The organism is Streptomyces sp. NBC_00212, from assembly GCF_045206365.1.
GTDB lineage: Bacteria > Actinomycetota > Actinomycetes > Streptomycetales > Streptomycetaceae > Streptomyces.
In genome coordinates, this window is record NZ_CP108115.1 from 7,699,555 (window position 1) to 7,720,037 (window position 20,483).

The 20,483-nt window shown below is 71.9% G+C and carries 22 protein-coding genes; 10 read left to right on the forward strand and 12 right to left on the reverse strand.

Translation table 11 applies throughout. From position 1 onward, the window contains the following. Positions 1-19 precede the first annotated feature (19 nt). Positions 20-1,237: a cytochrome P450 gene (locus OHA17_RS35100; protein ID WP_406509834.1), complete on the reverse strand. Its 1,218-nt coding sequence runs from the start codon at positions 1,235-1,237 to the stop codon at positions 20-22. A gap of 133 nt (positions 1,238-1,370) precedes the next feature. Beyond that, entirely contained in the window at positions 1,371-2,510 is a 1,140-nt protein-coding gene (locus tag OHA17_RS35105) for a hypothetical protein (protein WP_398875066.1), read from the reverse strand. A gap of 192 nt (positions 2,511-2,702) precedes the next feature. On the opposite strand from OHA17_RS35105, the gene OHA17_RS35110 reads away from it, so the two are divergent. From OHA17_RS35110 to OHA17_RS35125, 4 genes are read left to right on the forward strand one after another with little or no spacing between them, the layout of a single operon-like run. Continuing rightward, positions 2,703-3,167, forward strand: a complete 465-nt coding sequence (locus OHA17_RS35110) for a MarR family winged helix-turn-helix transcriptional regulator (RefSeq protein WP_406509835.1) — start codon at positions 2,703-2,705, stop codon at positions 3,165-3,167. Further along, positions 3,164-3,991 (forward strand): ATP-binding cassette domain-containing protein, encoded by an 828-nt coding sequence (locus OHA17_RS35115; protein WP_406509836.1) that lies wholly within the window; start codon positions 3,164-3,166, stop codon positions 3,989-3,991. The genes OHA17_RS35110 and OHA17_RS35115 overlap by 4 nt, the downstream gene beginning before the upstream one ends. Beyond that, positions 3,951-4,814, forward strand: a complete 864-nt coding sequence (locus tag OHA17_RS35120; protein ID WP_406509837.1) for an ABC transporter permease — start codon at positions 3,951-3,953, stop codon at positions 4,812-4,814. The genes OHA17_RS35115 and OHA17_RS35120 overlap by 41 nt, the downstream gene beginning before the upstream one ends. A 22-nt stretch (positions 4,815-4,836) precedes the next feature. Then, complete coding sequence (locus OHA17_RS35125; protein WP_406509838.1) at positions 4,837-5,637, forward strand: class I SAM-dependent methyltransferase; 801 nt, start codon at positions 4,837-4,839, stop codon at positions 5,635-5,637. Positions 5,638-5,668: 31 nt separating this feature from the next. On the opposite strand, the gene OHA17_RS35130 is transcribed toward OHA17_RS35125, so the two are convergent. The 4 genes from OHA17_RS35130 to OHA17_RS35145 form a co-directional block, all read right to left on the reverse strand. Then, positions 5,669-6,496, reverse strand: a complete 828-nt coding sequence (locus OHA17_RS35130; protein WP_406509839.1) for a tyrosinase family protein — start codon at positions 6,494-6,496, stop codon at positions 5,669-5,671. A gap of 75 nt (positions 6,497-6,571) precedes the next feature. Continuing rightward, positions 6,572-6,970: a tyrosinase cofactor gene (locus tag OHA17_RS35135; RefSeq protein WP_406509840.1), complete on the reverse strand. Its 399-nt coding sequence runs from the start codon at positions 6,968-6,970 to the stop codon at positions 6,572-6,574. 423 nt (positions 6,971-7,393) lie between these two features. Then, a complete protein-coding gene (locus OHA17_RS35140; protein ID WP_406509841.1) occupies positions 7,394-8,485 on the reverse strand; it encodes a phosphatidylinositol-specific phospholipase C domain-containing protein in 1,092 nt (363 codons plus the stop codon). A gap of 203 nt (positions 8,486-8,688) precedes the next feature. Further along, positions 8,689-9,135, reverse strand: coding sequence for a subtilase-type protease inhibitor (locus OHA17_RS35145; RefSeq protein ID WP_398875083.1), 447 nt, complete (start codon positions 9,133-9,135; stop codon positions 8,689-8,691). Between the two features lie 336 nt (positions 9,136-9,471). Here OHA17_RS35145 and OHA17_RS35150 point away from each other — a divergent pair, with 336 nt between their 5' ends. Further along, entirely contained in the window at positions 9,472-10,404 is a 933-nt protein-coding gene (locus OHA17_RS35150; protein WP_406509842.1) for a LysR substrate-binding domain-containing protein, read from the forward strand. Between the two features lie 18 nt (positions 10,405-10,422). On the opposite strand, the gene OHA17_RS35155 is transcribed toward OHA17_RS35150, so the two are convergent. Both OHA17_RS35155 and OHA17_RS35160 read right to left on the reverse strand, forming a co-directional pair. Continuing rightward, positions 10,423-11,577, reverse strand: coding sequence for a D-alanyl-D-alanine carboxypeptidase family protein (locus tag OHA17_RS35155; RefSeq protein WP_406509843.1), 1,155 nt, complete (start codon positions 11,575-11,577; stop codon positions 10,423-10,425). Between the two features lie 27 nt (positions 11,578-11,604). Beyond that, positions 11,605-12,075, reverse strand: a complete 471-nt coding sequence (locus OHA17_RS35160) for a hypothetical protein (protein WP_406509844.1) — start codon at positions 12,073-12,075, stop codon at positions 11,605-11,607. A gap of 150 nt (positions 12,076-12,225) precedes the next feature. On the opposite strand from OHA17_RS35160, the gene OHA17_RS35165 reads away from it, so the two are divergent. The 4 genes from OHA17_RS35165 (at position 12,226) to OHA17_RS35180 (ending at position 15,407) form a co-directional block, all read left to right on the forward strand. After that, positions 12,226-13,455, forward strand: coding sequence for a carbohydrate-binding protein (locus OHA17_RS35165; RefSeq protein ID WP_406509845.1), 1,230 nt, complete (start codon positions 12,226-12,228; stop codon positions 13,453-13,455). Positions 13,456-13,667: 212 nt separating this feature from the next. Further along, on the forward strand, positions 13,668-14,159 hold the full coding sequence (locus tag OHA17_RS35170) for an LAETG motif-containing sortase-dependent surface protein (RefSeq protein WP_406509846.1): 492 nt from the start codon (positions 13,668-13,670) through the stop codon (positions 14,157-14,159). 97 nt (positions 14,160-14,256) lie between these two features. Beyond that, a complete protein-coding gene (locus tag OHA17_RS35175) occupies positions 14,257-14,907 on the forward strand; it encodes an RNA polymerase sigma factor (RefSeq protein WP_406509847.1) in 651 nt (216 codons plus the stop codon). Further along, positions 14,904-15,407, forward strand: a complete 504-nt coding sequence (locus tag OHA17_RS35180; RefSeq protein ID WP_406509848.1) for a hypothetical protein — start codon at positions 14,904-14,906, stop codon at positions 15,405-15,407. The genes OHA17_RS35175 and OHA17_RS35180 overlap by 4 nt, the downstream gene beginning before the upstream one ends. Before the next feature lie 12 nt (positions 15,408-15,419). Here OHA17_RS35180 and lepB read toward each other — a convergent pair whose 3' ends face one another. From lepB to OHA17_RS35200, 4 genes are all read right to left on the reverse strand, one after another. Then, on the reverse strand, positions 15,420-16,292 hold the full coding sequence (lepB, locus tag OHA17_RS35185; protein ID WP_406509849.1) for a signal peptidase I: 873 nt from the start codon (positions 16,290-16,292) through the stop codon (positions 15,420-15,422). A 167-nt stretch (positions 16,293-16,459) separates the two neighbouring features. After that, on the reverse strand, positions 16,460-17,575 hold the full coding sequence (locus OHA17_RS35190) for an alpha/beta hydrolase (RefSeq protein ID WP_398875099.1): 1,116 nt from the start codon (positions 17,573-17,575) through the stop codon (positions 16,460-16,462). 189 nt (positions 17,576-17,764) lie between these two features. Further along, entirely contained in the window at positions 17,765-18,523 is a 759-nt protein-coding gene (locus tag OHA17_RS35195; RefSeq protein WP_406509850.1) for an N-acetyltransferase, read from the reverse strand. A gap of 70 nt (positions 18,524-18,593) precedes the next feature. Next, the gene (locus OHA17_RS35200; protein ID WP_406509851.1) at positions 18,594-19,109 is read right to left on the reverse strand and encodes a YceI family protein; all 516 of its coding nucleotides are present in this window, start codon (positions 19,107-19,109) and stop codon (positions 18,594-18,596) included. Positions 19,110-19,277: 168 nt separating this feature from the next. Here OHA17_RS35200 and OHA17_RS35205 point away from each other — a divergent pair, with 168 nt between their 5' ends. Next, entirely contained in the window at positions 19,278-20,483 is a 1,206-nt protein-coding gene (locus OHA17_RS35205) for a sensor histidine kinase (RefSeq protein WP_406509852.1), read from the forward strand.

Below are 20,483 nucleotides of genomic sequence, written 5' to 3' on the forward strand. Positions count from 1 at the left end.
CGGCCCCGCCCCCGCGCGCTCACCAGGTGACGGGCAGCCGGCGAAGCCCGCACACCCGGCTTCCCGTCGTCCAGGTCAGCTCCTCGGCCGGGACGGCGAGCGCGAGCCCCGGCAGGCGGCGCACCACCGCTTCGAGGGCGGTCTGGACCTCCACCCGGGCGAGATGCGCGCCGAGGCAGAAGTGCGGCCCGTGGCCGAAGGAGAGGTGCTTGCTGTCGGTGCGGCGGATGTCGAGGCGGCCGGGCTCGGGGAACCGCACGGGGTCGTCATTGGCCGCCACCATCGGGGCGAGTACCGCCCGGCCCCGGGCCACCGCGGCGCCCGACGGCAGCGTCACATCCGCGGTCGCCACCCGCAGCAGCGCCCCGTGGCCGGGAATCTGCAGGCGCAGGATCTCCTCGACCGCGTCCGGCAGCAGTCCGGGATCGGCCCGCAGCGCGGCGAGCTCGGCCGGGTGGCGCAGCAGGGTGAGGACGCCGCGCGCGATGACGTGGGCGGTGGTCTCGTGGCCCGCGACGATCAGCCCGCACACCATCCGCACCAGCTCCGCCTCGCTGAGCCGGTCGCCCTCGTCGCGCGCCTCGATCAGCGCGTCGACGAGGTCGCCGCCGGGCGCCCGGCGGTGCTCGGCCACCAGGGCCTCGACGTACGTCCCGAACTCGGCCGAAGCCCGCCGCCGCTCGTCGGCCGCGGCCGGCGTCAGCGAGAGCAGGGCGTCCGACCAGGCCCGGAAGAGCCCGCTGTCCTTTGCGGGCACCCCGAGCAGCCGGCAGATCACCTCGACGGGCAGCGCGAACGCGTACGAGGCGAGGAGATCGGTGGGCGGTCCCGCATCGACGATGCCGTCCAGGAGCTCCTCGGCGATGGCGCGTACCTGCGGGCGCCGGGCCTCCGCGCGGCGCGGCGTGAACGCGCCCTGCACGATGCGCCGCAGTCGCGCGTGCTCGGGGCCGTCCATGCTGGTCAGCGCGCCCGGATCCTCGCCAAGCGCGTCGCCGGGCAGCATCCGGGGCGCGCCCGGGTAACGGAGGTCGCGCGAGAAGGCCGCGCCCGCGAGCACCTCGCGGATGTCGTCGTACGCCGTGGCGAGCAGCACCTCGTCGCCGCTGGGCAGCGTGACGGGCCCGAGCGGACACTCCGTACGCCGCCGCCGGTACTCCTCGGGGCAGCCGCCCAGCGGACCGGGCGGGAAGGGGAACGACCGGCTGTCGTGCGGGGGTTGCGACACCTCGGCCATGACGGCGGCTCCTCTCGGCCGGCCGCCGGTACCTGTCGGGCGGCTTCGCCGAGCATCGCATCTGACGTACCGTCATGTCATCGGCCGGGCGCCAGGAAAGTTGCCCGAGGCGGCGATCGGGGCCGGGCGGCCCTCAGGCGGGCACGGAGGCGGACCGGCGCCTTCGCCTGCGGTCCCGGGTTCTGTCGCGCTGCGGCCACAGCAGCACGTACGCCGTCGAGACGACCACGAACGCGAGCCGGATCAGCCCCCGCGCCGCATCGTCCGGCACCACGAACACACTCCCGTACAGCGTCAGGAGCGCGAGCCAGCTCCACCACGGGACCAGCCTGCGCTGGCCGATCACGTCCCACAGGAGGGTCCCGAGCAGGACCGACGCCGTGTAGTACGTGTAGACGCTGGGGTCCAGGACGATCCGCGCGTTCGCGCCCAGCAGCACCACCGCCGCCCACCGCCCCCGCCACACCGCGATCGCGCCGAGCAGCAGACCGAGGGCCGCCTGCGCGGGGCGGTCCCAGCCGGGCGTCTCGGCGTCGGCCACCCCGAGCCAGCGCAGCGCGGACGCGGGCTGGTTGGGTATCGCGAAACCGGCGGCCGACATCGAGTGCGGGTTGGTGAGGAAGAACGGCGCCCAGGCGACGGCGACCACCGCCGCGCACCACAGCCCCGCGCGCAGCCACTGGTGGCGCGGCAGCGCGAAGAGCAGCGCGGCGAACGTCACCGCGGTCGGCTTCGAGTCCATCGCGAGCGCGAGCCACACCCCGGTGCCCACCGGGCTGTCGCGGGTCACCGAGCGGACGGCGAGCGCGGTGAAGAACAGCGCGAGCACGTCGTCGAGGTGGCCGAAGCGCACCGACACCTCGATCCACATCGGGATGAAGGCGAGACCGGCGATGAGCACCCGCTGCCGCAGCCGCTGGTGGTTGGTGCCGGTCCCCAGGAAGTACCAGGCGGCGCTGCGTCCGGCGAGCACCACGATCACCAGGCCGAGCACCGACATCAGGAGCGCGGCCAGGAACTGGCCGGTCCGTTCGGGGAACGGGTTGAAGAGTCCGGCCGTCAGGAAGCTGACCGGGCCCATCTGGAGCTCGGGGTGGTGGGCGTAGAGGTTGAGCCCGCCGGTGCCGTCACCGGAAGGGCCCTGGAAGATGAGTTCGCCGCCGGCCCGCAGATAGTGCCAGGAGAAGCCGCCGTTGGGCTCCACCACGGCGAACCACAGCGCGGTCCATGCGGAGAGCAGGATCAGATGCATCCTCTGACTGATGGCCGGCACGTGCGTTCAGCTCCTGTTTCCCTGCCCGTTGCGAATGGCGTTGCGTGGAGCACGGGAGGCCCCGGGGAAAGATGTCATGTGGGCCGAGTCCGTTCTCACAGTGGGTCCACATGTGCTCGTCGCCACACTCCGCGGGGTCCCTGCCGTGCACGGGTCTGGCCGATACCTCTCAGTGAGAGATAAAATGGGGGCATGGCTGTCGAAGAGGCCGAACCGTTCGACGACTCCTTCGCCGACGTGCTCGCCGGTGTCCAGCGGCTCGTCCGGCGGCGACTGCGCCGCGGGCTCACCGTGCCCTGGCTGCGCGGGGCCCACATTGAGCTGCTCAGACTCGTCGCCGGCCGGCCCGGCATCGGGGTGTCGGCCGCAGCCAAGGAGCTGTACCTCGCGGGCAATTCGGTCTCCACGCTGGTCAACCAGCTGGTCAAGGACGGGTACATGCGGCGCGAGACCGATCCGGGCGACCGCCGCTCGGCCCGGCTGTACGCGACGCCCGCCGCGGTCGAGCGACTGCGCGACTGGCAGCGGCGCCGCGCCGCGCTCGTCCGGGAGCAGGTGGCGCGCCTGGACGCGGCCGACCGGGCCGCCCTCGCCGCGGCCCTGCCCGCCCTGCGCCGGCTCGCCGAGAACCTGCACGAGGAAGCGGAGGGGTCATGAGCGACGACGACGCGGTGATGTGCGAGGGCCTTGAGTACGCGTTCGGCGAGACCAGGGCGGTCGACGGGCTCGACCTGTCCGTCACCACGGGCGAGGTCTTCGGCCTGCTCGGCCCGAACGGCGCGGGCAAGACCACCGCGATCCGCTGCATCACCACCCTGCTGCCGGTGCCGGCGGGCTGCATAAGGGTCTTCGGCCACGACGCGGCCAGGGAACGGATGGCGGTGCGCCGGCTGCTCGGCTACGTACCGCAGCAGCTGTCGGCCGACGCGGGCCTGACCGGGCGCGAGAACGTGGCCCTGTTCGCCCGCGTCTTCGACGTCCCGCGCAAGGAACGCGCCCGCCGCGTCGCGCAGGCCCTGTACGCCGTCGACCTCACCGAGGCCGCCGACCGCATGGCCCGCACCTACTCGGGCGGCATGATCCGCCGCCTCGAACTCGCCCAGGCGCTGGTCAGCGCGCCCCGCCTGCTCATGCTCGACGAGCCGACGATAGGCCTCGACCCGATCGCCCGCACCAGCGTGTGGGAGCACATCAACGCGGTGCGCCGAGCCACCGGAATGACCGTGCTCGTGACCACCCACCACATGGACGAGGCCGACCAGTACTGCGACCGCCTCGCGCTCATGCACCGCGGCAGGATACGCGCGCTCGGGACGCCCGCGGGTCTCAAGTCCGAGCTGCGCGAGCGCCGCGGGACCGACGATCCGCCGCCCACCCTGGAGGACGTCTTCCGCGACGTCGCCGGCCGTGGGCTCGACAGTGAGGGAGGTGACTTCCGCGATGTCCGCAGCACCCGCCGCACCGCAGCCCGCCTCGGCTGAGTCCCTCGACACCGCAGGCGCCCTCGATCTGCTCCTCGTCCCGCCGCGGCCCCGCACCGGCTGGCGCGTCCTGCCCGCCCGGGGCGGCGCCCTGTGCGCGGTCGAACTGCAAAAGCTCCGGCACGACCGCGCCGAGCTCTACACCCGGGCCGTACAGCCCGCCCTGTGGCTGCTCATCTTCGGCGAGACCTTCACCCGCATCAAAGCGATCCCGACCGGCGGCATCCCGTACATCGACTATCTGGCGCCCGGCATCATCGCCCAGTCCGCCATGTTCATCGCCATCTTCTACGGGATCATGATCATCTGGGAGCGGGACTCGGGCATCCTCACCAAGCTGCTCGTCACGCCCACCCCGCGCTCGGCGCTGATCACCGGCAAAGCCTTCGCGGCCGGGGTCAAGGCGCTCATCCAGGCGGTCGTGGTGATCGCGATCGCGGCCCTGCTCGGGGTGGCCCTGACGTGGAACCCGCTGAAGCTGATCGGCGTCGGCGTCGCGGTCGTCCTCGGCTCCGCGTTCTTCTCCTGCCTGTCGATGTCCATCGCCGGGATCGTGCTGACCCGCGACCGCCTGATGGGCATCGGCCAGGCCATCACCATGCCGCTGTTCTTCGGCTCCAGCGCCCTGTACCCGGTGTCGATCATGCCGGGCTGGCTCCAGGCCGTCAGCAAGGCCAACCCGCTGAGCTACCAGGTCGACGCCCTGCGCGGACTGCTGCTCGGCACCCCCACCCACCTCGGCCTGGACTACGGCGTACTGCTGCTCGCGGCGGCGCTCGGCATCCTGGCCGCCTCCTCGCTGCTCGGCAGGCTGGCCCGCTGAGCCGACTGCCATCATGATCGGTATGACCGAGGACAACGGATACCTCCTGGACAACCGGCAGACCGAGGCGGGCGAGCGGTTCGACGCGCTCGCCGAACTCTTCGACGCCACGACGTTCCGCCACTTCGACGCGCTGGGCCTCACAACCGGGCACCACGTGTGGGAAGTGGGCGCGGGCGGCCTCTCCGTCCCGCGCGGCCTGGTCGAACGGGTCGGCCCCGACGGGCAGGTGCTCGCCACCGACCTCGACACCGGATGGCTCACCGGCGCCACCCTGCCGCCGAACGTCGAGGTCCGCCGCCACGACGTCGGGCAGGACGAGGCGCCCTCGGGGCCCTTCGACTTCGTGCACGCCCGGCTCGTCCTGGTCCACGTGAAGGACCGGGCCCGGGCCCTGCGCGCCATGCTCGGGGCGCTGCGCCCCGGCGGCGTCCTGCTCATCGAGGACGCCGACCCCGCGCTCCAGCCGCTGCTCTGCCTCGACGAGTACGGCCCCGAACAGGAACGGGCCAACCGCCTGCGCCGAGGCTTCCGGCAACTCCTCGCCGAGCGCGGCGCGGACCTCTCGTACGGCCGCAAACTCCCGCGCCTGCTAAGGGAGTTGGGCCTGGAGGGCGTAGAGGCCGACGCGTACTTCCCCGTCACCTCGCCCGCCTGCGCCGTCCTCGAAGCGGCCACCGTGCGCCAGGTCGGGGACCAGCTCGTGGACCGGGGCCTGGCGAGCGACGACGAGATCGAGCGCCATCTCGCGAGCGTAGCCGCGGGCCGCCTCGACCTGACCACCTCGCCGATGATCTCCGCATGGGGCCGCCGGCCGGCCTGAGGAAGCGACCGGCGGCCCGGCGAGGGCGGGCTCAGGCCGCCGTGTCGTACGTGTAGTAGCGCGTGTGGTCGAGGAGATCCGCCGGGGTCACGTTGTTCCACGGCCGCATCGTGTCGTGCAGGTCCACCACGTCCCGCGTCCCCGCCGTCGGCAGATAGGGCGAGCCCGGGTGCAAGGCCTGCCACTGCGACCAGAGCTTGTCCACGAACGCGTGGTGCATCCAGAACACCGGGTCGTTGGGCGAGGCTCCCGTCCCCATCTGCCCGCCGACCCAGACGTGGACCCGGTTGTGCAGATTGACCCCGCGCCAGCCTTCGAGGTGGTTGCGGAAGCCGTCGGACGCGCTGTTCCACGGCGCCATGTCGTACGTCGTCATGGCGAGGACGCCGTCGACCTCGGCCCGGGTCGGCAGCTGGGCGACGTTCACGCCGAGCGCCCGGCGCAGGTAAGTGCGGCCGTCCACCCGGACGTTGACGGGCCAGCCGCCCGCGCTCTGCGCGAACGGCCCGTCCATCACCTGGCCGTCCCGGCTGCGCCCGGTGCCGCCGAGGAAGTCGGCCGCCCACAGCGACGAACTCGGGGTGCGGTCGACCGTCCAGTCCCAGTACGGCACGGTGACCGAAGGGTCGACCGACTGCAGGGCCTGCTCGAACTCGATGAGGAATCTGCGGTGCCAGGGCAGGAACGACGGCGAGCGGTGGCCGACCCGGTCGCCCGTGTCGGTGTCGCTCATGATGAACGCGTTGTGCGTGGTGACGAAGGCGTCGTACTTTCCGTTGCGCTTCAGCTGAAGCAGCGCGTCGACGAGGCGGCGCTTCTCGGTGGCGGTCAGATGCGCCTGATTCTTGCGAACGGCCATGGCTGTGCTCCTGGTTGGGCTGGTGTGCGGAAGGGCGGGTGAACCGGGCGGGCCTCGCGAGCCCGCTTCCTCGGCTCAGGCGAGCGGGACGAGGGCGGCGCCCTGGAGCTCCACGACGGCGGCGCGGGCGATCGCGCGGGGCGTGGGAGAGGGCTGGTAGTGGTTCACCACACTGATCCAGGTCCCGTCGGCGTTCTGCATCACATGCAGTTCCTGGCCGTCTATCCGCACGGCGTACCCGCCGCCGTGGTGCATGTGCCCGGCGCCGGGCGCGCCCTGTATCCGGCGCCCCTGGAACACCTCGTCGAAGGCTTCGGGCGCGTCGTGTCCCTCGTGGCCGGTTCGTGCCGCATCGGACCGCGTGCGGGCGGCGGCGGTCGAGGCGTGTGCCGAGCCGGCCAGGGCGAGACCGGCGAGGGTGCCGGCGGTGGCGCCGAGGGCTTGGCGGCGGGTGGGTCGGGACGGTCGAGACATAGGAATCCCCATTGATTCGCGGTGGGTTGGCAAGTGGTTCAGTGCCATCCCTACCGGCCAGGGCCACGGAGCAAGAAGTCCGGACGGATTGGTTGGCCGCTATGCGGACATGTCCCGATTCGAAGTGCAGTGTTCAACAAGGGGGTTCTTGCTGAACACCGGTCACCAGGCCGCCATTCGTGAAGATTCCCCGGGGAATATGCCAAGTCTGTGAAAATCTTGTTGCCTCGATGGGTCGGCTGTGGTCGGCCTCACGCCCGGAAGGTGACCGGAAATGCCCGCCTGTGTTCGGCCGGTGGCTTGAACGGGCCAGGGGCGGCCGCCGTGGCCGAGCGGAACCGCACGGACGGGGCGGCAATGACCGTCAAGTCGCCCACCGAATGGGCTGGTTGAGATCCGCCGCCCCGGTCCGTGCGGGTCCCGTCAGCCCACCCCGCGGGGCAGGGCCAGCGACTGGACCTGGGGAAGAGAGGTCCAGTCGTTGGAGGCGACACTGGCGTGGGCGGCGGCGAGCCGGGCCACCCGTGCCTGGGCGTCCGCCGGGGACGGGTTCTTGTCGTCGAGGGCCGGGGCCACGTTCTGCGCGTCGGTCATGACGACGAAGTAGTGGTGCGCGTCGTACCAATTGGTGTCGATCGAACCGTTCGTGTACGTCGCCGCGTCACCGTCGAAGACCACGAACCACGGACGGATCGAGGTGTCGGCATAGCGTGAACGGGGGTCGCCCGCCTGGGCGTTGTGGACCGCCGGGAAGACCTGGGCCTGGCCCGTGCGTCCGGCTGCCGCGAGGTCGCGCAGGTAGCGGGCGTACTCGACGTCCGTCCACAGGCTGTCGGTGGGGTTGCCCTCCTCGACCGTGCCCGGGATCACTTCGAGCATCACCTTGCCCGCGAGCGCCGCGCGGGTCGGCCAGTTGCCCGCGTTCGCGGCCTCGTCGAGCGTGGCGTACTGGCCGCCGCCCGGCTTGGCGAGCAGGTCCGCCGGGCGGAAGACCGCCGAGCCGAGGTGGTCGCTGATCGCCTGGTCGAGCTTGGCGGGGCCCATGCCGTACGTGGCCTGGAAGCCCGCCTTCATCTCCAGCTTGATGACCAGCGGCGGATGCCCGGGGTGGGCGGCGAGCCAGACCCGTACGTCGTCCAGGCAGCTCTCCAGGTTCTTGTTGGCGCCGCCCGTGTAGAGCTGGCCGGGGGTGCTGGCGTTGACGCAGTTGTTGCTGTTGCCCAGCGGGTTGGAGTGGCTGACCTTCCACTCCTTGGTGATGAAGTCGTCCCACACGTCGAGCTCGATCATCGACGTGCCGGTGTCGAGGGCCTGTGCCAAGTACGGGAAGGCGGCCGGGTCGTAGGTGTTGTGCAGGCCGGAGACGGTGGCCCCGGACAGCGGCAGGGTCTCGGGCCCCGCCGCGGAAGCGCTGCCGCCGGCACCCGCCGCGGTAAGGGCGAGGCAGGCGGCGAGCGCGCCGAGCAGGGCTGTGCGCAGCCGGGGCGTGAATCGTCTGGGCCGGGGATCCGACACGGGTCCTCCTAGGGGGGTGACTCTCCGTCAGGACAGTGCCATCGTCGGGTGAAGCGACGAAGACATGTCAAGTAACGCGAGTTGGATTCCTCCTGTCACCCCCTGCGGCCGGTCCGGCCCGAGGATGTGACCCTTGGGTCCCCGCCCGAGGGTGAACCCGGCCATGGATGGGCCGAGTTGAAAGCAGGCTCGGAGCCGGCCGCCTAGAAGTTGAACACGGCCTCGGAGCCGGCCGCCTTCATGCAGGAGTTGCCGTAGGTCTGTACGTGGCTGACCCGCTTGCCGTTCCAGACACCGTCCGCCCGGACCGTGACCGGGTTCCACACCTTGGTACAGATCCGTGGGGCACCGCTCGCGGAGAGGGCGGTGAAGTCACCCTGCGCGCGCTTGAGTTCGGCACATGCCGCAGCCGGCGCGGGGTGCGTGCCCGACGGCGTCGGGGCGCAGCTGAGGGTGACCGCACGCTGGACGGAGGCGCCCTCGTCGCCGGTTCCGGCCTCGATGCTGATCACGAGCGCGGACGGCGGGTACAGGCTCATGGGCTTCATGGCGTCGGCCGGGGCCGCGGTCGCGCTGCCGAGTCCCGTACCGACAAGTCCGTTGGCCAGCAAGGCGACGGCGAGGGCACTGACTGCTGCGATCTTCCGCATTTCGAACACTCCTGGGGGTTGGTTTCCGAAGAACGAACAGGAGTCTCTCCCGCAGCTGAGAGCTCCGCGCAACACACCGGAAACATTCGGTCACGCGAAGTGACCCGAGGGGGCCGCATCCATGCAGGACATCGCACTGGTGTGCAGGTCGCCGACCTCCCCAACATCGGCCAAAAGAAAGGCGTGTTGCTGGATGCTTGGTCGATTTCAAGGCAAATGGAAGCTGAATTCTGGGAATCTTAGGCTGAATTGAGGACTGGTCCGAGTGTGACTCTGTGGTGGGGGAGAGCTGCGGCCCCGGCCATGGCCCATCGGACACCCCCTAGGATCCGGGGCATGGAGCTTCGACAGCTGCGGTACTTCGTCGCGGTGGTGGAGGAGGCCAACTTCACCCGCGCCGCCGCCCGTCTGCATGTGGCGCAACCCGGGATCAGCGCGCAGATCCGGCAGTTGGAGCGGGAGCTCGGCCAGCCCCTGCTTGACCGCACCGGCGGCTCGGTCACCACCACCGAGGCGGGCGAGGCGGCGCTGCCCCACGCGCGGGCCGCGCTGGCCGCCGTCGATGCGGTCCGGCACACCGTGGACGAGTTCACCGGGCTGCTCCGCGGCCACGTCACCATCGGAGTGGTCCCCGGAGTCGTCACCCAGGATTTCGACGTGGCGGCCTTCCTGGCCGACTTCCACGACGCCCACCCCGACGTCGAGATCACGCTCACCGAGGACACCTCCGAGCGGATGCTCGCCGCGCTGCTCGCGGGTCGGCTCGACATCGCCCTGGCCGGACTCGCGCAGGACGCGGTGCCGCCGGGGATCTCGCTCGAAGTGGTCGTCGACGAGCCCCTGGTGGCCGCCGTCGCCCCGGGCGACCCGCTCCTCACTGCCGGCCGCACGGAGGTCCGCCTCGCCGAGTTGGAGGGCCGCCCGCTCATCAGCCTGCCGCGCGGCACCGGCCTGCGCGCGCTCCTCGACCGGGCCTGCGCCGAAGCCGGAATCCGGCCGCGCATCGCCTTCGAGGCGGGCTCCCCGCAACTCCTGGCCCGGCTCGCCGTGCGCGGCCTCGGCGTCGCCGTGCTCCCCGCGTCCCCCCACGGCGCGGGCTACGCCGAGGGCCTGCGGACCCTGCGCATCACCGAGCCGGAACCGCGCGGCCGGATCGCCCTGGCCTGGCGCACCCAGGGCCCGGCGGGACCCGCGGGCCGGGCCCTGCTGGCCCGGCTGCGAGCCGCGCTCGCAGGGCCGGCGCCCGCCGGCCGAACAGGGCCGAGCTGACGGGCGCGCGGTGGGCGCTCACTCCACGGGGCGCTCATCGCGAACCCGGCCCGTGCGGCGGCGTACCAACAGGACGAACGTTCCGGCGACGGCGAGGCCCCCGGCCACGGAACCCGCCACCGGCCAGACCGAATCGCCTTCGTCCGCCGCACGGATCGGCTTCGTCGCCGCCGCGTGCGTGATCTGGGCCTGGCGCCTGGCCGACTTGGTGGGCCGCACGGGTTCCAGGGAGCCCACCGCGTCGACGCTGTCCCAGGCCCTGAAGCCCCAGTCGAGCAGGCTGCGAGCCTCCTCGTAGACCGTGAATCCGCCGCCGGCCTGTGGATTCATGACGGTCACCAGCAAGGTGCGCTCGCCCTGCTTGGCGGCCGCGATCAGGGTGTTGCCCGCATGGGTCGTGTAGCCGTTCTTGACCCCGATGATCCCCGGATACCGGGCGATCCCGTCGCTCCCCGAAAGGAGGCGGTTGGTGTTCACGATCCCGTACGAGCCGCCTGTGCCGGGGAACTGCGCTGACGCGGTCGAGCAGTATTCGGCGAAGTCCGGGCGGGCCAGGCCCGCCCGGGCGAACACCGCGAGGTCGAACGCGGAGGAGACCTGGCCCGGGCTGTCGTAGCCGTCGGGCGAGACGACCTCGGTGTCGAGCGCGCCGAGCCGCCGGGCCTGGGCCTGCATCTGGGCCGCGGTCTCCTCCCAGCCGCCGTTCAGCGAGGCAAGGACGTGCACGGCGTCGTTGCCGGAGCTGAGGAACACCCCGCGCCATAGGTCGGACACCTGGTAGGTGTGCCCGGACTCGACGCCCACCAGGCTGCTGCCCGGGCCGATGCCCGCGAGGTCCTGGTCGGAGACCGTGTGCCGGTCATCGGCGCGCAGATGGGGGAGCGCCGTGACCGCGAACAGCGTCTTGAGAGTGCTGGCCGGCGGCAGCTTGCGATGGGCGTCCCGGGCGGCGAGGACCTTGCCCGTGCGGGCGTCCGCGACCACGTACGAAAGGGCCGACACGTCACTCGGAAGGGCGGGCGCGTCCCGCCGAGGACGTACGTGTTCACCCGTCGGCGGGCCCGGCTGGGGCGCGGCGGCGGAGCTCTCGGGCGTCGGAGCGAGGCAGCACAGACCGATGGCGGCAGTGGCGGTGAGAGCAGCCATGGAGCGGAATCCGGATCTGATGACCATTCAGCCACCGTAGGAACAGAACGGACATCACGCAGGTCGGCTTGTGCCGTCCGGCCTACACGGCAGGCATCCGGCGGCGGCCAGGCCGGGGTCCGGCCGCACGAACGTGCCGAAGCCGCGGTCGCTGGCCGCGGTGAGCCTGCTGACCAGGCCGGCGAGGCCCGACAGCTCCCCGGGCGACAGCGGGCCGACGGCCTCTTCGACGCTGCCGGCCGAGGCCGGGCCGCTGCGGGGCTGCGGCAGCAGGGGTTCGTGCTCGATGGGATGGAGGCGGTACGGCGGGGCCGGTGGGACGCCGTTCGCCAGGACCTCGCTCTGCTCCCGCCAGTGCCGGGCGTCGTGCGGCTCGCCGTACTGCAGATGGTGCGGGTACAGGCAGGGCGCTGCGGTGGACGACCCGGCCCCGGCCGCGGACAGGGCGCGCAGCCGCTGCTCGGCCCGCACGTGCCGGGCGGCCGTGTGCACGGCGGCCGCAGGAACCTCAGCAATCCGATGCATATGCCGCGCTGTGCGCCCCTTGTGGCCGGTTCTGTTCGCGGGGGCCCGTTTCCTTTGTTCAAGGAACAGCAATGGTCTAGTCCAAGTCGTTGACGTGTTCCGGCCATCGCCCAATTCTGGGAGCCCCTCCCACCCCCAGGAGACCTCGACATGAAGCCACTTCGTGCTCTCCTCTGCGGCGCCGCCAGCGCCGCACTGGCAGCCGCCGGGCTCACCGCCTTCGTCACCGGTCAGGCCTCGGGCGCGACCGCGGACGCGGCCGGGCTCGGCGGCCGCTGGTACGCGGCCGCGCCCTATCTGATGCCGCTGGACAACAACCCGCCCGACACCTCCGCCATCATGGACGCCACCGGCCTCAAGGCCTTCCAGCTCGCGTTCGTCCTCGCCCCCAACGGCGGTGGTTGCAGCCCGACTTGGGGCGGCACGGCGCCCGCCTCCTCCGACACCGCGGTCGCCGGAATCATCTCCTCGATCCGTGCCAAGGGCGGCGACGTCTCGGCCTCCGTCGGCGGCTACGGCGGCACCAAGCTCGGCCAGAACTGCTCGGACGCGGCCTCCACCGCGGCCGCGTACCAGCAGGTGATCACCAAGTACCAGCTCAGGGCGATCGACTTCGACCTCGAAGAGCCGGAGTACGAGAACACCACCGCCATCTCCCACGAGATCGGCGCCGCCAAGATCCTCCAGCAGAACAACCCGGGCCTGTACGTGTCGGTGACCACCGCCGGAACCGCGGACGGCACCGGCTGGTTCGGGAAGCAGATGCTGAACGAGGCCAAGACGCAGGGCTTTGTGCCCGACAACTTCTCGATCATGCCGTTCGACGGGGGGTTCAGCGGGGCCGCCGCCCAGACGAGCGCGCTGACCAACTTCAACTCGATACTCCAGTCGACGTTCGGCTGGAACGCGGCGACCGCCTACGCCCACGAGGGCTTCTCCGGGATGAACGGCCGCAGCGACACCGGCGAGTTCTTCTCGCAAGGAGATTTCCAGACGGTGCTCGACTACGCGACGAGCCACGGCATGGCCCGCTTCACCTTCTGGTCCCTCAACCGGGACCGGCAGTGCAGCCCGCCCGACAACAACGGCACGACGTCGGGCACGTGCAGCAGCGTTCCGCAGGCCGCCTGGGACTTCGCCAAGTACTCCGTGAAGTTCGCCGGAGCCACCCCGCCCTCCTCGCCCCCGCCGTCCTCTGCGCCGCCCTCCTCGCCGGGCGGCACCTGCGCGGTGGCGGCCTGGAGCTCGGGCGCGGTCTACACGCAGGGCAACGAGGTCTCCCACAACGGCCACAAGTGGAAGGCCAAGTGGTGGACCCAGAACGAGGAGCCCGGGACAACGGGGGAGTGGGGGGTCTGGCAGGACGAGGGCACCTGCTGAACCTTCCGCGGCCCGAGCTCCTTTGAGGAGACGGCTCCGGCCCGCGCGGCACACCGCGCCGGGCCGGAGCCGTCCCCGCGCACGGGGACGAGGGGAGTTTCACCGGCCCCGGAAGTTTTTTGCGGACGAGCGGCAACCCCCGTCGCCATCGCACGTCGTCAGGGGTGAAGGCGCAATTACCGCGCCGCCTGCCGACCGTGGAGAAGCACAACGTGACCGTCCCCCAGCACAGTCCCGACCGCCCCGCCTCCCGCAGCCCCCGCCGGCTCGCCGGCGCCGCGGCGGCGAGCGGCCTGCTCCTCGCCCTCGCCGTCCCCGCGCTCGCCGGTACGGCGTACGCGGACGGGCCGAGCGCCCAGCCCAAGCGCCCGGCCCCGGCCGCGGCGGCCGACGCGAGCGCCGTCCCGTCCTCGCCGGTCAAGCGCGCGGGCGAAGGCAAGCAGTCGGCCGAGCCGCCGACCGCGCAGCCCGCGGCCGCCCCTGCGACCGCGCAGCCGAAGAGCCCGGCGACGCCCGGTGTGGAGGCGCCCGGCACGGATGCCAAGCCGGCCGCACCGGCCGCCGCCCCCGCACCCTCGGACCAGAAGGAGCTGGCCCATACTGGTTCGTCCACGACCACCACGGTGATGGGCGCCGGAGCCGGCGCGCTGATCCTCGCGGGCGCCGGAACCGTCTACGCCGTACGGCGGCGGCAACAGCACTGAGAACCGGTGTCCGGACGGGGTTCGGACACCGGCACCGAGGCACCCCACGGCCCCGCCCACGACCAGGGCGGGGCCACGCCTGCGCACCGAGGAACTGATGGAGTACACCGCCGCACCGCACCCGGCCATCCCCTTCGCGCTGAGCCGACTCGCCCCCCGGTGGCGCGGACTGCTGCGCCGGGGCCGCACCGCACCCCGCGAGGGACGCGTGGAGGCGTTCGGCCGGAGCCGGTCGGGTGACGCCCGCGAGCCCGGGGCCGCGCCGCCGACCGTCAGTGAGCTCTACCACGCGCACCGGCTCAAGATGGTGCATCTCGCGGTCATGCTGGTGGACGACCGGGCGAGCGCCGAGGACGTCGTGCAGGACGCGTTCACCGCGCTGTACCGCCGCCACGGCGAGCACATCGACGAGATCGACAACGCGCTCGCCTATCTGCGCACCGCCGTCGTCAACGCCTCGCGCTCCGTGCTGCGCCGGCGCCGCACGGCCCGCGGTTACACCCCGCCCCACATACCCGACGCACCCTCGGCCGAAGAACGCGTCGTCCTGGACGAGGAACACCGCGAAGTCCTCGCCGCTCTGGGCCAGTTGACGGTGCGGCGCCGCGAGGTGCTCGTCCTGCGGTACTGGAGCGACCTCACGGAGGCGGAGATCGCGACCACTCTCGGCATCAGCCGGGGCTCGGTGAAGTCCATCGCGAGCCGGGCCCTCGACTCGCTGGAGAAGATCCTGGAGGCACGGGTATGAGCGGCCACTGGAGCGGGCCCGAAACCCCCGAGCGTCCGGTCGAGAGGCGGCTGCGCGGCGCCCTGGCCGCCCGCGCGGACGGCATCACCCACGCGGATCTGCGGCCCGCCGACCCGCCGGGGCCCCATCTGCGCCGCACCGCGCTGGCCCGGCTGCGGCTGCGCCGGTTCGCCCTGCCGCTGGCCGGGCTCGCCACTGCCGCAGCCATAGCGGTCGGCTATGTCACGCTGGCCTCCGGCCACGACGAGCAGCGCCCGCTGCCCGCCAGTTCGCCGGGCCCCGTCCAGCCCCCGCCGACTCCGACGCCGGCTCCGTCCAAGACACCTGGCCCCTTGCCGTCGCCGTCTGCGGACCCGCCGTCGGGCGACCGCTCGAAGTCGCGGAGCGAGACGCCCACCCCACCCTCGTCGAAGCCCGGGGCGGGCCCGGTGACGGGAGCACCGGCACGCGGCGCCACGCCCCTCGGGCCCGCGCCGCCGTCCGCGCCCGCGACGCGCTGACGCCGGGGCCGGTCAGTCGCGGCGGCCGCCGATCCGTCGCCGGCGCACCAGCACCGCGGGCACCGCGCCCGCGAGGGAGAGCGCGCCCGGTGCGAGGGCGGCTGCGGTGTTGATGCCGGGCTGGTCGAAGGTGTCGGGGACGGGCAGCGTCGCCCAGCGGGAGACGGGCCAGGCGACCACGAAGGCGCGGCCCACGGCGTCGCCGACCGGGACGAACCCGTGAGTCTTGTCGTGCTGGTGGTAGCGGGAGTCCGCGGAGCGCTGCCGGTTGTCGCCCATCACCCACATCTTGCCCTTGGGCACGGTCACCTTGAACTGGCCGCCCTGGTCGTCGGCCGAGCACGGCGTGCCGCTGGGATTGACGTACGGCTCGACGAGCGGCTTGCCGTTGACCTTCAAGGGGCCGGTGCCCTTGCACTCCACGGTGTCGCCGGCGACCCCGATGACCCGCTTGATCAGGTCCTGTTCGTTGGCCGACGGCATGACCCCGACGAACGACAGGATCTTCTGCACGACGTTCGGCTGCGAAGTCGACTCTCCGTCAAGCCAGTTGGCGGGATCGTGGAAGACGACGACCTCGCCGCGCCCCGGCTCCGAGCCGAACCAGGGCGTGAGCTTGTCGACGAGGACGCGGTCGCCGGGCCGCAGCGTGTTCTCCATGGACTCGGACGGGATGGAGAACGCCTGCACCAGAAATGTCTTGATGAAGAGCGCGAGCACCAGCGCGACACCGATGAGGATCGGCAGTTCCTTCCAGAACGAGCGGTGCTTCCCGGCTTTGGGCCGGCGCGGTCCGTGCGGTTCCTCACCCTCGGTCTGTGGGCTTCCGTCCGCGCCGATCGCTGAATTCCCCACGCCCGCTCCTCCGTTCGTACCGAGGCCCATGCGCCGGGCGGCGTGGGTCCACGACCTGACCAACGAACGGTAGTTCCGGACGGTCCTGATCACCGTGGTCTGCGGGGGGTGTTCGCCCGCATTCCTGCATCCGAAGGACCCGGGTACGCGAGAGCCCCCGCCGGACGGCAGGGGCTCCACGGTGCGAGGGGGGCGGGTCAGGACGCGGGCTCGGGGCCCTGCATGTGCTCGCTGATCCACTGGATGAGGCCGCCGTTGGCCATGTTCGGCACATACGTCTTGGCGTTGTGGTCGCCGCCCTGGATGACGCTGAGCTTCGTCTTGACCGGGCCCTTGTTGCCGAACTTCTTGATGAACTCCTCGATCTTCGGCTTGGCCTGCGCGTCGGAGCCCACGGTGCCGACCTGGAAGGCCAGATAGACGTCCGGGTGCTTCGCGTCGATCAGCTTCTGGGCGAGCAGGTTCGGGTTGTTCTCCGCCTTCTCCTTGTCGTGCCCGGCCCACAGGCGGGAGTCGGGGACGATGTCGGGGCCCGAAGCGATGACCGCCTTGAACTGGTCCGGCTTCTGCAGCACGCTCTTGAGACCCGCGAAGCCGCCGGTGGAGGAGCCCATGAAGGCCCAGCCGTCACGCGACTTGATCGTACGGAAGTTGGCCTTGATGAGGTCGGGGACGTCCTCCGTGAGCCAGGTGCCCATCTTCGGCTGGCCCGGGATGTCACTCGCGTCCCAGTACAGGCCGCCCGTGTCCGGGTGGGGGTTCAGGACCGGCATCGCCAGGATGAACGGGAGGCTCTTGCCCTCCTTGGACCACTGGGAGATGCTCGCCTCCAGCTTGAGGTCCGTGCCCATCCAGTAGTTGGTCGGGTAGCCGGCGCCGCCGGGCAGCGCGACCATGACCGGGAAGCCGCTCTTGGCGTACTTCGGGTCCTTGTACTCCGGCGGGACCCAGACCCAGACCTTGCCCTTGAAGCCGGACTTCTTGCCTTCGAGGGTCGTCACAGCGATCTTGGTGTCGTTCTCGGGGACCGTGCCGGCCACCGTGAACTTGGCCTCCGGGCCGGTCGGCATGAGGACCTTGGAGTCGGCCCCCTTCGCCGAGCCACCGCCGGGCTTGTCCCCACCGCCCGCGCCGCCGTCCTGCCCGAAGCTGATCGCGTCGCCCTTGTCCGAGAAGACGTCGAAGTAGTTCAGGACGGGCCACGCGATCAGGCCGAGCACGACGAGCGAGACCACGCCGAGTATCCAGCGCTTGGCGCGGCTGGCCCGGCGGTGGCCCCGAGACTGGTAGGCCCCGTTGCGGGGGTTGGTCATTGCGATCGCTCCGGATTGGTTCTTTGGCCCAAGGGCATGCCTGTTTCGTTCACCAGACGGGATGGGCAAGAGTGACCAATGGGTTCCGGATTTGTCTTACAAATCTTGTGAAAGTGACTGATCCGTCAATGGTGGTTGCGGAGCGTCCTCGCCGTTCCCGGCCCGGCGCCGCGACCGGACGCCCTCGTTTCAGGGCCGCAGGCCGTGGCGCACCCACGCGTTGGGTTCCACATAGCTGACGCGATCGTGACGGGTGTCACAGTGCACCGGGACCAGGGCGGCCGGCACCTCGATCTCGCCGTCCCGGTCGAAGGGGAGGCCGGTCCACCGGCGCCACTCGGCCGGCGTCCCGCTCACCGTCATCGACGCGGCGGCCGCCTTCTCGATGGTGCCGCCGGCCCTGACGTGGACACGCAGCCACGGGTCGGCGGGCAGCCCGTCGTCCCTGACCTCGCGCATGTACTCGGCCATGGGCACCCGAGGCCGGAGGTGCTTGGCCGTGGGGCGCACCGGCGCCACCAGCGCGCCAAGACCCTGGCGCCGCACCGCGTCGCGCATCGCGGCCAGCATGCGGTGGGACAGGCCCCGCCCGAGGTGGCCGACGTCGATCGTGATCTCCAGCGCGCTCGCCGTCGTCAGCGGACGCCCGCGCCGGAGGTCGTCGAAGGCCCACGCCAGGACCTGGTCCCAGCCCCGGTCCGGCATCTCCTCGCGGCCGTCGAGCGCCGCGTCGAAGGGCACGCTGTACCCGCGGGCGATCGGCCGGCCGCCCTCGGTGGCCACCACGCAGTACTGCGGGAACTCCTCGGGCACCCGGCCGAGCAGGGCGTAGCCGACCAGGTCCCGGGCTATGAACTCGGGCCAGGTGTCGCTGATGTCGTAGAGCCGGGAGGCCAGTTCGGGCCGCTCGGCGAGGGTGCTGATCTCGATGTTGTCGCTGTGCGTCACGGAACTGGACCCTGTCAGAGGTCCGTCGTTCCTACCAGTGCTTTTGGCCCCGGCTGATCCTCGGCCGACGTCACGGGCGCGCGCACCGGACCCGCACCGTCATGTCGAGATGGCGCCCGGCCATGCCCGGGGACGCGGTCACCCCGAACGCGGTGCGGTCGATCCGGGCCGTGGCGACGGCGGTGAACGCGCCCGTCGACAAGGTGGACTCCGCTATGGACAGGCTCAGCGGGCGGGCGATGCCGCACACGGTGAGCGTGCCGAGCACGTTCGTGCCGTCGAGGCGGTCCGCGGTGAAGGTGATCAGTGGGTGGCGGTCGGCGTCTAGAAAGCGTGGCGAGCGTACGACGGCGTCCCGCTGCCGGCTGCCGGTGCTGAAGCTCGCCGTGTCGATCTCGGCGCTGACGTTCGACGCGTCGAGCGGCTCGGCGATGTCGACGGTCCCGGACCGGATCGCGAAGCTGCCGCTCACCGGAAGCAGCCCGAACACGTGCCGGGTCCGGAAGGTGACGGTCGAGCCGCCCGGGTCGATCGCGTAGCGCCCGAGACCGGGGGCCGCCGTGGTCCTGTCCTGATTCGTTTCCATGACTCGATTCCACCGCGGAACGGGTGCCGGGCGGCAGGGCGGGCGGTCGGGTTCCGGGGCGACGAAAGAAGGGCCGCCCGGGGCGGCATGCGACTTTCGTAGGGTGTGCCCGGACCGGAAGGTCCGCTGTCGCGATCCCGCGCCCGGGGATGACCTACCGTAAGCCGCATGAGTGACGGACCGTGGCCCCATCGGCATCCGCTCGCCGTGGATGCGGCGCTCGCCTTCTGCTTCGCCCTGGGCGACACCGCCATCACGCTGGTCGGCGCGACCTGGTGGCCCGAGCGGCCCGGCCCCCTCGCCTGGACGCTGCTCGGCCTGCAGGCGCTCGCCTGCCTCTCGCTGGTGGCCCGCCGTCGGGCCCCGCTGACGGTGGTGGCGGTCCTCGGCGCGTTCACGCTCGCCGTGACCCTGCTGATCTCGCCGGTGCACGCGCTCACTCCCGCGAACCCGGGCAATGTGTGGGCCCCGTTCTCGACGGCCCTCGCGGCCTACGGCCCCCTCTTCTACGGGAAGAACGCCCGCAACCGGCGCATGGCGTTCCTCGTGCTCGGCATCTTCACGCTGATCGTCGCCCGGGCCTGGCAGCCGTCCATCACGGTCATCACCATCGGCCTGCTGCGCACGGCCGTCGGCCCCCTGCTCGCCCTGTACTTCGACGCGCGCAGGCGCCTCGTGTGCGCCCTGACCGAGCGTGCCGAACGGGCCGAACGCGAGCGCTATCTCCTCGCCGAGCGGGCCTGCACCGAGGAACGCGCACGTCTTGCCGGTGAGATGCACGATGTGGTGACCCACCGGGTGAGCCTCATGGTGCTCCAGGCGGGCGCGCTGCGCGTGACGGCCTCCGACGAGGCGACCCGGCGCGCGGCCGAGGAACTGCGGGCGGCCGGCTGCCAGGCCCTTGAGGAACTGCGCGACCTGGTCGGCATTCTGCGCACCGCGCCGGAAGACGACCCCACCCCCTCGCTCGACGGGTTCGCGGCGCTGGTCGCCGAGTCGACGGCGGCGGGCGTGCCGGTGGAACTGGCCGAGCGGGGCGACCGGTCGCTGGCCTCACCCGTGGTCGGCCGCACCGCGTACCGCACCGTGCGCGAGGCGCTGACCAACGTGCACAAGCACGCCCCCGGGGCGCGCGTCACCGTCGAGGTCGAGTACGACGAGAGGCGGGTCCGGGTCGCCGTGCGCAACACCCGGCCGAGCGGCGGGCCCAACAGCGAGCTGGCGCGCACCGGTTCGGGCCTCGGCATCGCGGGGCTGCGGCAACGGATAGAGCTCGTGCACGGAAGCCTGCGGGCCGGTCCGGAACCGGACGGCGGGTTCTGCGTCGAGGCCGTACTGCCCGCCTTTGTACCGACAGCGGAATCGATGGTGTGA

Coding starts and splice junctions, on each gene's coding strand:
- OHA17_RS35120 (WP_406509837.1), top strand. CDS start 3,951: ATGTCCGCAGCACCCGCCGCACCGCAGCCCGCCTCGGCTGAGTCCCTC.
- OHA17_RS35130 (WP_406509839.1), bottom strand. CDS start 6,496: ATGGCCGTTCGCAAGAATCAGGCGCATCTGACCGCCACCGAGAAGCGC.
- OHA17_RS35200 (WP_406509851.1), bottom strand. CDS start 19,109: ATGGAAACGAATCAGGACAGGACCACGGCGGCCCCCGGTCTCGGGCGC.
- OHA17_RS35190 (WP_398875099.1), bottom strand. CDS start 17,575: ATGACCAACCCCCGCAACGGGGCCTACCAGTCTCGGGGCCACCGCCGG.
- OHA17_RS35110 (WP_406509835.1), top strand. CDS start 2,703: ATGGCTGTCGAAGAGGCCGAACCGTTCGACGACTCCTTCGCCGACGTG.
- OHA17_RS35165 (WP_406509845.1), top strand. CDS start 12,226: ATGAAGCCACTTCGTGCTCTCCTCTGCGGCGCCGCCAGCGCCGCACTG.
- OHA17_RS35175 (WP_406509847.1), top strand. CDS start 14,257: ATGGAGTACACCGCCGCACCGCACCCGGCCATCCCCTTCGCGCTGAGC.
- OHA17_RS35160 (WP_406509844.1), bottom strand. CDS start 12,075: ATGCATCGGATTGCTGAGGTTCCTGCGGCCGCCGTGCACACGGCCGCC.
- OHA17_RS35150 (WP_406509842.1), top strand. CDS start 9,472: ATGGAGCTTCGACAGCTGCGGTACTTCGTCGCGGTGGTGGAGGAGGCC.
- OHA17_RS35145 (WP_398875083.1), bottom strand. CDS start 9,135: ATGCGGAAGATCGCAGCAGTCAGTGCCCTCGCCGTCGCCTTGCTGGCC.
- OHA17_RS35115 (WP_406509836.1), top strand. CDS start 3,164: ATGAGCGACGACGACGCGGTGATGTGCGAGGGCCTTGAGTACGCGTTC.
- OHA17_RS35135 (WP_406509840.1), bottom strand. CDS start 6,970: ATGTCTCGACCGTCCCGACCCACCCGCCGCCAAGCCCTCGGCGCCACC.
- OHA17_RS35125 (WP_406509838.1), top strand. CDS start 4,837: ATGACCGAGGACAACGGATACCTCCTGGACAACCGGCAGACCGAGGCG.
- OHA17_RS35205 (WP_406509852.1), top strand. CDS start 19,278: ATGAGTGACGGACCGTGGCCCCATCGGCATCCGCTCGCCGTGGATGCG.
- OHA17_RS35180 (WP_406509848.1), top strand. CDS start 14,904: ATGAGCGGCCACTGGAGCGGGCCCGAAACCCCCGAGCGTCCGGTCGAG.
- lepB (WP_406509849.1), bottom strand. CDS start 16,292: ATGGGCCTCGGTACGAACGGAGGAGCGGGCGTGGGGAATTCAGCGATC.
- OHA17_RS35155 (WP_406509843.1), bottom strand. CDS start 11,577: ATGGTCATCAGATCCGGATTCCGCTCCATGGCTGCTCTCACCGCCACT.
- OHA17_RS35100 (WP_406509834.1), bottom strand. CDS start 1,237: ATGGCCGAGGTGTCGCAACCCCCGCACGACAGCCGGTCGTTCCCCTTC.